Annotated in this window: 1 protein-coding gene; it reads left to right on the forward strand. The window is 51.2% G+C overall.

The annotated features are described in order from the left end of the window. Positions 1-43: 43 nt before the first annotated feature. Entirely contained in the window at positions 44-304 is a 261-nt protein-coding gene (locus tag AC0L3U_RS38840; protein WP_473365032.1) for a hypothetical protein, read from the forward strand. Positions 305-336: the final 32 nt, after the last annotated feature.

The following is a 336-nucleotide window of genomic DNA, read 5'->3' on the forward strand; positions in this document are numbered from 1 at the left end:
GTCCGGTTTGTAGGAACCGGACCCCAAAAACTTTGCATACTTGATGGACGCCCTGGGGAAAATGGGGTTCGAAAAAAAATCGATCCTTCACGTCGCGGAAAGCCTGTATCACGACCACGTACCGGCCAACGCGGCTGGACTTGCGAGCTCATGGATCCATCGTCGCCACGGCAAAGAAGGCTTTGGCGCGATTCATGTCCCGGCCACTGAAGCCACCTATAATTTCCGTTTTATCAGCTTGGCAAAAATGGTCGAGAGCCATAAAAAACTGATCACGGAAAAGACAGGCAACGTGATTGTCTGATCTGCTGCAATGCCGCGAGTAAAAGCGTTATG

It is taken from the genome of Bradyrhizobium sp. Kon69 (assembly GCF_055807515.1).

Bases quoted from the DNA above. Each gene is read 5' to 3' on its own strand.
- AC0L3U_RS38840 (WP_473365032.1), top strand. From the start codon at position 44: ATGGACGCCCTGGGGAAAATGGGGTTCGAAAAAAAATCGATCCTTCAC.